Here is an 8,082-nt window from a genome sequence, read left to right as displayed (position 1 = left end):
TGGGGGACCGTGTGGGAGAGTAGGACGCCGCCGAACAATTTTTAGAGAAAGCCCTGGTGGGAACCTTGAGTTCCTGCCAGGGCTTTTTCGCGTTTACCCGAGCGCTCACGAGAGGAGCCGGCGGTCCCGTGGCACCCCTGGCTGATTTCGAGAACCACCGGCCCCGGCTCTGGGCCGTTGCCTATCGCCTCACTGGCTCGGTCGCCGATGCCGATGACGCGCTGCAGGAAGCGTGGCTGCGCTGGCAGTTCCTCCCCGACGGCGAAGCCGCCAACCCCGCCGCTTATCTGACGACCGTCGTCAGCCGCATCTGCTTCGATCAACTCGGTTCCGCCCGTTCCCGCCGCGAAACATACGTCGGCCCATGGCTGCCGGAACCGGTGGTCGGTGATGTCCCCGGCCCCGAGGACCGGGTCACCCTGGACGAATCCGTCGGGATGGCATTGCTGGCCGTGCTCGAGAAACTCACGCCGGCCGAGCGGACGGCGTTCATCCTTCACGACTGTTTTTCCGTGCCGTTCACCGAGATCGCCGAAGTCGTCGGCCGCACACCGACCTCCGTACGGCAGCTGGCGTCGCGCGCGCGGAAGCGCGTACGCGCCGAAACCCCACGCTGTTCCGTCGACCGCAGCGAGCACCGCCGTACCGTCGACGCCTTTCTCGCTGCCGCGATGAACGGCGACTTCGAGAGCCTCTTGTCCGTCCTGGACCCCGAGGTCGTCTGGCGATCCGACGGTGGCGGCAAGGTCTCGGCCGCCCGCCGCCCCGTCTGCGGCAGAGAGAACGTCGCCCGCTTCGCCCGGGGCGTCAGCCGCCACTTCGACCCGCTGTCGATGCGTGTGGTGGTCCGAGACGTCAACGGCGCACCCGGCATCGTCTCCGTCGACCCGGCCCACGGACGGGTGACGGTCCTCGCGTTCACCGTGCACGAGGGGCGGATCACGGAGGTCTACGCCGTCGCCAACCCGGACAAGCTCCGCCACCTCGATCCGATGGAGCTGTGACTGTCACACTTCGGCGGCCTGCGTCGTCGGGTGGGTATGACGCACCGACCTGACATCGTCGTCCTCGGCGCCGGCTATGCCGGTCTCACCGCTGCTCTGCGGCTGGCGCGGAATCCCCATCTCACCGTCACCCTCATCGACCCCAGCGACCACTTCACCGAGAGGGTCCGGCTGCACCAACTCACCGCCGGACGCCCTGAGGTGGTCGTGACGCACCCCTTCTCCTCACTCCTTCGGGGCACCGGAATCCGGCACCTCGCCTCCCGCGCCGTCGACCTGGACCGGGAGGCCAGGCAGCTGCGTACGGACGACGGCCGGACGGTTTCCTACGACCGGCTCGTCTACGCGCTCGGCAGTGTCACCGACACCAGCGCGATCACCAACACCGTCGCCGGCACAAGCACGAGCACCCCCGGCACCGACACCAACACCAGCACAGTGAAGGACGCCCGCGAGCGCGTCTACACCGCCGAATCGGCGGCCGAGTTGGGCAAACGGCTGCTCGACGGACCGGGGCGCCTCGCCGTCGTCGGCGGTGGCCTGACCGGAATCGAACTCGCCGCCGAGATCGCCGAATCGCACCCCGCGTGGGAGGTCCGCCTCCTCACCGCGGGCACGCTCGGCGCAGGCCTGTCCGGCAAGGGGCGGGCCCATGTCCGTAGGACGCTCGGCGCGATGGGCGTGCAGGTGAGGGAAGGGAAGCGCGTCACGTCGGTGGATGAGATTGACGCGGACGTCACCGTCTGGGCAGCGGCGATGCGCCCCCGTACCGAGCTCGCAGCAGCAGCGGGCCTCGAACTCGACGCCGCGGGCCGGATCGTGGTCGACCGTACGCTCCGGTCGGCCACGGACCCGGCCGTCTACGTGGCGGGTGACGCGGCAGCCACCTCCCTCCGTATGGCGTGCGCGACCGCGATGCCCACGGGCGCGCACGCCGCAGCCTCCGTCCTGGCCGACGTCGAGTGCCGGCCCGGGCGGCCGCTCGGTTTCCGCTACGTGGTGCAGTGCATCAGCCTCGGCCGGAAGGACGCCCTCGTCCAGCCGGTGCACGGCGACGACTCACCGCGTGGCTTCGCCCTGACCGGGCGGCCGGCGGTCTTCGTCAAGGAGCAGGTTGTCCGCTCCACGGTCCGGAGCCTGCGTGCGGTGGCGAGCCTGGCGCGCGCCCGGTAGCGACCGGGCCGCGGGATCCGGCGTTGCGTTCCGCCCATGCGGTGAGCGCCGACCGGCAGGCGTGGTCCATGTGCCGCAGACCGCTCAGGTCGAGCTCCACGCGCGGGCCGTCGCCGGGGCCCGGGCGCGGTAGGGCGGCCTCCAGTTCGTCGAGGATCCTGGGCAGTCGCAGGAAGTTGGCGTTGCCCAGGACCCGGACGCGTACGGTGCCGTCCTGCGTCGTCTGTGTCTCCACGTGGACGTGCGAGGACTCCCACGCGGCCTTGGCGACGGCCATCAGCAGGCCGATGACGACGCCCTCGAAGAGGTTCGTCCCCACGATGGCCCCTGTGGTCACGACGAGCACCACGGCCTCACCGCGGTGCTCGCGCCACAGCCGTCCGAGATCCCGTACGGGCAGGAGCTTCCATCCCGCGTGCATCAGCACCCCCGCGAGTGCCGCCACCGGGATGATCTCCAGGGCCCAGGGGACCAGTGTGACGAAGATCAGCAGCCAGGCGCCGTGCAGGACGCGCGATGCCTTCGTCCTCGCCCCGGCCTGCACGTTCGCCGCGCTGCGGACGATGACGGCCGTCATCGGCAGGGCGCCCAGCGCCCCGCACACCGTGTTGCCGGCGCCCTGGGCGATGAGCTCCTTGTTGTAGTCCGTGCGCGGGCCTTCGTGCAGCCGGTCGACGGCGGCGGCGCTGAACAGCGTCTCGGCCGAGGCGATCAGGGCGAAGGCCAGGACCGTGCCCAGGACGCTCATCTCGCCGAGCCGTGCGAAGTCCGCGCTGCCCGGCGGCTGGATCGCGTCGAGGAGCCCGTTCACCTCGATCCGGTCCACCGGCAGGGACATGCCGGCGACCACGCCCGTCGCCAGCACGACCGCCGCCAGGGGCGCCGGAACGAACCGGGCGCCGAGCCGCCAGCGCGGCCACAGCACCAGGACGGCGATCGTGCCGGTGCCGACGGCTGCTGCGATCAGGGAGTTCGTCTCGATCAGCGTCTCGATGATCAGGTCGGGGATGCCAGCGAGCTTCGCCGGGCCGCCCGCGGGCGGGCGCATGTCGGCCATCGCGTAGATCTGGCCTGCCATGAGGACCAGGCCTATGCCGGCCAGCATCCCCTGGACCACGGCGACGGAGATCGCGCGGAACCAGCGGCCCAGGCGCAGCAGCCCCATGACGATCTGCAGCAGGCCCGCGGTGAGGACCAGTACGCCGAGGGCCGGGAGCCCGAACTCGCGCACGGCCTCGTAGACGAGGACGGTCAGGCCGGCGGCCGGGCCGCTGACCTGCAGGCTGCTGCCCGGCAGCAGCCCGGTGAGGAGGCCGCCGACCACGCCGGTGACCAGGCCCAGCTCGACGGGGACGCCGGAGGCGACGGCGATGCCGACGGAGAGCGGTACGGCGATCAGGAAGACGACGAGGGAGGCGGTGACGTCGGCGCGGAAGTCACGGCGCAGGGCGCCGCTCCGCGGCTTTGACCGGAGCTTGGCCCGGGCGAGCACTTTCCGGGCATGGCTGAGGGGTATTTTGTCCATGAGGCTTGCCTCCAGCGCGCAGCGTCGCGCAGTGGTGTGTTCGTTGCCTGTCGGATGCGTGGGTACGGGCAGCGGAGACGTCGGGGTGAGGACCGGCCGGACGGGAGAGGGTGACGGAGCGTGCCGTGGACACCCGCGGTCATTCTGTCCAAGTGGCCAATGCCCGTGGAGCTTTGGCGCGTTACCACGATGTAAACGCTGGGGTGGCGGGCCGGAATCCGGCGTTGCCATTGCTCCGGCGCGGACCCCCGTGGGCTTGCCGGTGAACTGCGCCCGGCGCACGACGCGCACGCGGGGTGCAAAGATGACCGGGCACGCTCCCGAAGACGACCAGGCCGGCCGTGCGTGCCCGCTCCCGGTGAAGTCCGGCCCAGCGAAGAGGGGTAATCCGTGACCCAGAAAGTCGCCGTTCTCGGCACCGGAAAGATCGGCGAGGCGCTCCTGAGCGGAATGATCCGCGCCGGCTGGTCGACCGACGACCTCCTGGTCACCGCCCGCCGCCCCGAGCGCGCCGAGGCGCTCCGCGCGCGGTACGGCGTCGAGACGGTGACGAACGCGGAGGCGGCCAAGACCGCCGACACCCTCATCCTGGCCGTGAAGCCGCAGGACATGGCGGCGCTCCTCGGCGAACTCGCCCCCCACCTGCCCGCCGACCGGCTGGTCATCAGTGCGGCGGCCGGTGTGCCCACGTCCTTCTTCGAGGAGCGGCTGCCGGGCGGCAACCCCGTCGTGCGCGTCATGCCGAACACCCCCGTCCTGGTGGACGAGGGCATGTCGGTGATCTCCGCCGGCACCCATGCCACGGAGGACCATCTCCTCCGCACGGAAGCGATCTTCAAGCCCGTCGGCAAGACGCTCCGGGTGCCCGAGTCCCAGCAGGACGCGGCCACGGCGCTCTCCGGCTCGGGTCCGGCGTACTTCTATTTCCTCGTCGAGGCGATGACCGACGCCGGCATCCTCCTCGGCCTCCCCCGGGACAAGGCCCACGACCTGATCGTCCAGGCCGCCATCGGCGCGGCCGTCATGCTCCGCGACAGCGGCGAACACCCGGTGAAGCTCCGCGAGGCGGTCACTTCACCCGCCGGGACCACCATCAACGCCATCCGCGAGCTGGAGAAGCACGGCGTACGGCATGCGCTGATCGCCGCCCTGGAGGCCGCTCGCGACCGCAGCCGGGAGCTGGCCTCCGGCGAGGGCTGATCACTCCGTCAGCCTCGCTCCACCGAAGCTCCACCGAAAGCTCCACCGAACCGGCCGTCGTAGCGATCAGCCTCGCTCCACCGAACCGGCCGTCGTAGCGATCAGCCTCGCTCCACCAAAGCGGCCGTCGTCACGATCCTCGCGAAACCGGCGGCGTGCAGATTCGTCGCCGTGGCCCGGTACAGCTCGTCCGCCGTGAGCGACTGCCCCTCCGGCCCGACCGCATCGAACGTGTACGTCGCGTCGACCGGCACGATCACGTCGTACCCGAGATTGCCGCCCATCCGGGCAGTGGTCTCCACGCACCAGTTCGTCATGATGCCGATGACGACCAGCTGCCGGATCCCGGCCTCGTCCAGCCAGCGCCCCAGGTCCGGCGTGCCGAGGAAGGCCGAGTTCACCGTCTTGGTGATCAGCAGCTCCGGGCCGGCGCCCTTGCCGCGCCGCTCCTCGACGAAGTCCTGGAAGTCGTTCCCCCGCTGACCCGGCCGGAGCGGCGAATCCGGCTTCGGCGAGTCGTGCCGTACGAACACCACCGGCCGGCCGGCCGCCTGCCAGGTGTCGATCAGTTCCGCCATGTTGCCCTCGGCGGCCGGATTGTTGCGGGGCGGGAAGTGGTCCCGCTCGTTCCACGCGTTCTGCACGTCGATGACGACGAGGGCTGCGTTGTCGCTGATACGGGTGTTCTGTGCGCTGTTCATACTGACGATCCTGGTCGCCGCCACGAGGCCGGCCCAGTGGCAGGAGAGACCTTGTTCGATGAATTGCTGCCACGCATTGCTGTCACGGACGGCAGGATGATGCCCATGCAGCAGCCAGCGCAGCGCATCGCCCTCGTGGCCTTCCCCGGCATCCGCGCCTTCGACGTCGCCGTCATCACCGAGGTCTGGGGCGTCGACCGCACGGCCCGCGGCGCTCCCCGCTTCGCGCTGCGCCGCCACGGACCCGACCGGGGACCCGTGGCCATGCCCGGTGGCCTCACCCTCGCGCCCGACCAGGACCTCGAAGCCCTGGGCGAGCTCGGCACGAGCGACCTCGTGGTCGTCCCCGGAGTGGAGGACCACGAGGCCCCCGTCCCGGAACCCGTCCTCGCCGCCCTGCGCAGCGCCCACCGCGCGGGCGTTCCGGTCGCCGCCCTCTGCGGCGGCGCCTTCGTCCTCGCCCAGGCCGGCCTGCTCGACGGCCGCCGCGCGGTCACCCACTGGAACCTCACCGGACTCCTGGCCCGCACCCACCCCGCCGTCCAGGTCATCCCCGACGCCCTGTTCATCGAGGACGGCGGCGTATGGACCGCGGCAGGCGTCGCCGCCGGCATCGACCTCTGCCTCCACCTCGTCCGTACGGCCCACGGCGCGGAAGCGGCGGCGACCATCGCCCGCTCCATGGTCACCGCCCCCTTCCGTACGGGCACCCAGGCCCAGTTCGTCGAACAACCCACGCCCTGCTCCGACCGCGAGGCCGACGCTCTGGCAGCCGTACGGGAACGGGCCCTGCGCCACCTCTCCCAACCGCTCACCGTCGCCGACATGGCGAGCTGGGCCGGCATGTCGGCACGCTCCTTCGCCCGCCACTTCACGGCGACGACGGGCACGACGCCCGTGCAGTGGCTGCTCGACCAGCGCATCGCCGCCGCACAGAAACTCCTCGAACGGACGGGGCTGCCGATGCCGGAAGTGGCCCGCCGCTGCGGATTCGGCAGCGAGGTCACCATGCGGCAGCACTTCGCGGCCCGCCTCGCCACCAGCCCGCGCGACTACCGGCGCGCATTTCGCTCCTCGGGCGCGGGCGCGGGTACGGATATGGGTGAGGACCTGGCGAGAACTTATGCGGGCAGCAGACCGATGGCCCGGTAGGCCGCGTCCACGGTCGGCCGGGCGATACCCCGAGCCCGCTCGGCGCCCTCCCGCAGCACCGCGTCCACATATCCCGGGTCCTCGCACAGCGCCGCATGCCGCTCCTGCAACGGCCGCAGCACCTCCAGCACCGCATCCGCGGTGTCCCGCTTGAGCGCGCCGTACGAGGAATAGCCCGCCGCGAGTTCCGCCGGCGCTCCACCGGTACAGGCCGCAAGGATCTCCAGCAGATTCGAGACACCCGGCCGGTTCTCACGGTCGTGGACGACCTCACTGCCGCTGTCGGTCACCGCCCGCATGATTTTCCGGCGCACGGCTTCCGGCTCGTCCAGCAGATAGACGATGCCCGCCGTCTCCCCGTGGGACTTCCCCATCTTCGCCTTCGGGTCCTGCAGATCCATGACCCGCGCGGCCACCGCCGGGAGCACGGCTTTGGGAACGGTGAACGTGTGCCCGTACCGCTGGTTGAACCGCACCGCGAGATCCCGCGTGAGTTCGACGTGCTGGGCCTGGTCCTCTCCCACAGGGACCTCGTCCGCCCCGTACGCGAGGATGTCGGCCGCCATCAGCACCGGATACGTCAGCAGCGAGAGCCGTACGCCGCCACCCGCCGCCTGCTGCTGCGCCGACTTCTCCTTGTACTGGATCATCCGCCGCATCTCGCCGTCGGACGCCGTGCACTCCAGTAGATAGGAGAGCCGGGTGTGCTCGTCGACGTGACTCTGTACGAAGAGGGTGCACAGGGCCGGGTCCAGTCCGGCCGCCAGGAACAAGGTGGCGGTCTGCCGGCTGAGGCGCCGCACCCGCGCCGGATCGTGCTCCACGGTCAAGGCGTGCAGATCAACGACGCAGAAGAGCGCGTCGGCTCTGTGCTGGTCCACTTCCACCCACTGGCGAATGGCGCCGAGGTAGTTGCCGAGCGTCAGATGGCCGGTGGGCTTGATGCCGCTGAAGATCCGGGTCATGGAGTGGTGCGCTCCCTGTCTGGAGAGGGACGCCGCCCCGGACAGCAAAAACGGCCGCCGAGGCGGCGGCCGTTGGATGCATGCGCGAAGCACGGAGTCGGGCCGCCGTCAGGCGGCCCACCACTGCTGCGTTCGTGCGTGCCGGGTCATGCGGCCGACAGTACGCCCGGGAAAAGTGCTTGCGCCACCGGTTTGATGCGCCCTACGGGGGTCGTGTAGAGTCCTTCGAGTTGCCGCGGGGTCCGCAAGGACAGCGGGGCAGCCACACGAGCCGCACCGGCGGCACTCACCACTGCACGGCCCCTGAACGGGATGAATTTCGGCATGCCGGAATTCGGAACGTGAAGGCCTCGGACTCCGAT

Annotated in this window: 7 protein-coding genes; 4 read left to right on the top strand and 3 right to left on the bottom strand. The window is 70.7% G+C overall.

The genetic code is table 11. The features are described 5' to 3' along the window. The first annotated feature begins 128 nt into the window (after nt 1-128). Together ACFZCD_RS32825 and ACFZCD_RS32820 are read left to right on the top strand one after the other, a co-directional pair. A complete protein-coding gene (locus tag ACFZCD_RS32825; RefSeq protein ID WP_391836715.1) occupies nt 129-1,004 on the top strand; it encodes a sigma-70 family RNA polymerase sigma factor in 876 nt (291 codons plus the stop codon). 36 nt (nt 1,005-1,040) lie between these two features. Next, entirely contained in the window at nt 1,041-2,177 is a 1,137-nt protein-coding gene (locus ACFZCD_RS32820; protein WP_391836714.1) for an NAD(P)/FAD-dependent oxidoreductase, read from the top strand. Here ACFZCD_RS32820 and ACFZCD_RS32815 read toward each other — a convergent pair. Beyond that, on the bottom strand, nt 2,107-3,702 hold the full coding sequence (locus ACFZCD_RS32815; RefSeq protein WP_391836713.1) for a SulP family inorganic anion transporter: 1,596 nt from the start codon (nt 3,700-3,702) through the stop codon (nt 2,107-2,109). The genes ACFZCD_RS32820 and ACFZCD_RS32815 overlap by 71 nt on opposite strands. 390 nt (nt 3,703-4,092) lie before the next feature. Here ACFZCD_RS32815 and proC point away from each other — a divergent pair, with 390 nt between their 5' ends. Beyond that, nucleotides 4,093-4,902 (top strand): pyrroline-5-carboxylate reductase, encoded by an 810-nt coding sequence (gene proC / locus ACFZCD_RS32810; RefSeq protein ID WP_391836712.1) that lies wholly within the window; start codon nt 4,093-4,095, stop codon nt 4,900-4,902. A gap of 101 nt (nt 4,903-5,003) precedes the next feature. Here proC and ACFZCD_RS32805 read toward each other — a convergent pair whose 3' ends face one another. After that, nucleotides 5,004-5,603 carry a cysteine hydrolase family protein gene (locus tag ACFZCD_RS32805; RefSeq protein WP_391836711.1) on the bottom strand — a complete coding sequence of 200 codons (600 nt, stop codon included), beginning with the start codon at nt 5,601-5,603 and terminating at the stop codon, nt 5,004-5,006. A 105-nt stretch (nt 5,604-5,708) separates the two neighbouring features. On the opposite strand from ACFZCD_RS32805, the gene ACFZCD_RS32800 reads away from it, so the two are divergent. Then, nucleotides 5,709-6,755 (top strand): GlxA family transcriptional regulator, encoded by a 1,047-nt coding sequence (locus ACFZCD_RS32800; RefSeq protein WP_391836710.1) that lies wholly within the window; start codon nt 5,709-5,711, stop codon nt 6,753-6,755. On the opposite strand, the gene trpS is transcribed toward ACFZCD_RS32800, so the two are convergent. Then, nucleotides 6,725-7,720, bottom strand: a complete 996-nt coding sequence (gene trpS / locus ACFZCD_RS32795; protein WP_391836709.1) for a tryptophan--tRNA ligase — start codon at nt 7,718-7,720, stop codon at nt 6,725-6,727. The two genes, ACFZCD_RS32800 and trpS, sit on opposite strands and share 31 nt — an antisense overlap. Between the last annotated feature and the right edge of the window lie 362 nt (nt 7,721-8,082).

This window comes from Streptomyces sp. NPDC008001, assembly GCF_042958085.1.
Lineage (GTDB): Bacteria > Actinomycetota > Actinomycetes > Streptomycetales > Streptomycetaceae > Streptomyces.
This window is presented reverse-complemented; position numbering and strand designations above follow the sequence as displayed.

Coding starts and splice junctions, on each gene's coding strand:
- ACFZCD_RS32820 (WP_391836714.1), top strand. CDS start 1,041: ATGACGCACCGACCTGACATCGTCGTCCTCGGCGCCGGCTATGCCGGT.
- ACFZCD_RS32815 (WP_391836713.1), bottom strand. CDS start 3,702: ATGGACAAAATACCCCTCAGCCATGCCCGGAAAGTGCTCGCCCGGGCC.
- ACFZCD_RS32805 (WP_391836711.1), bottom strand. CDS start 5,603: ATGAACAGCGCACAGAACACCCGTATCAGCGACAACGCAGCCCTCGTC.
- ACFZCD_RS32800 (WP_391836710.1), top strand. CDS start 5,709: ATGCAGCAGCCAGCGCAGCGCATCGCCCTCGTGGCCTTCCCCGGCATC.
- trpS (WP_391836709.1), bottom strand. CDS start 7,720: ATGACCCGGATCTTCAGCGGCATCAAGCCCACCGGCCATCTGACGCTC.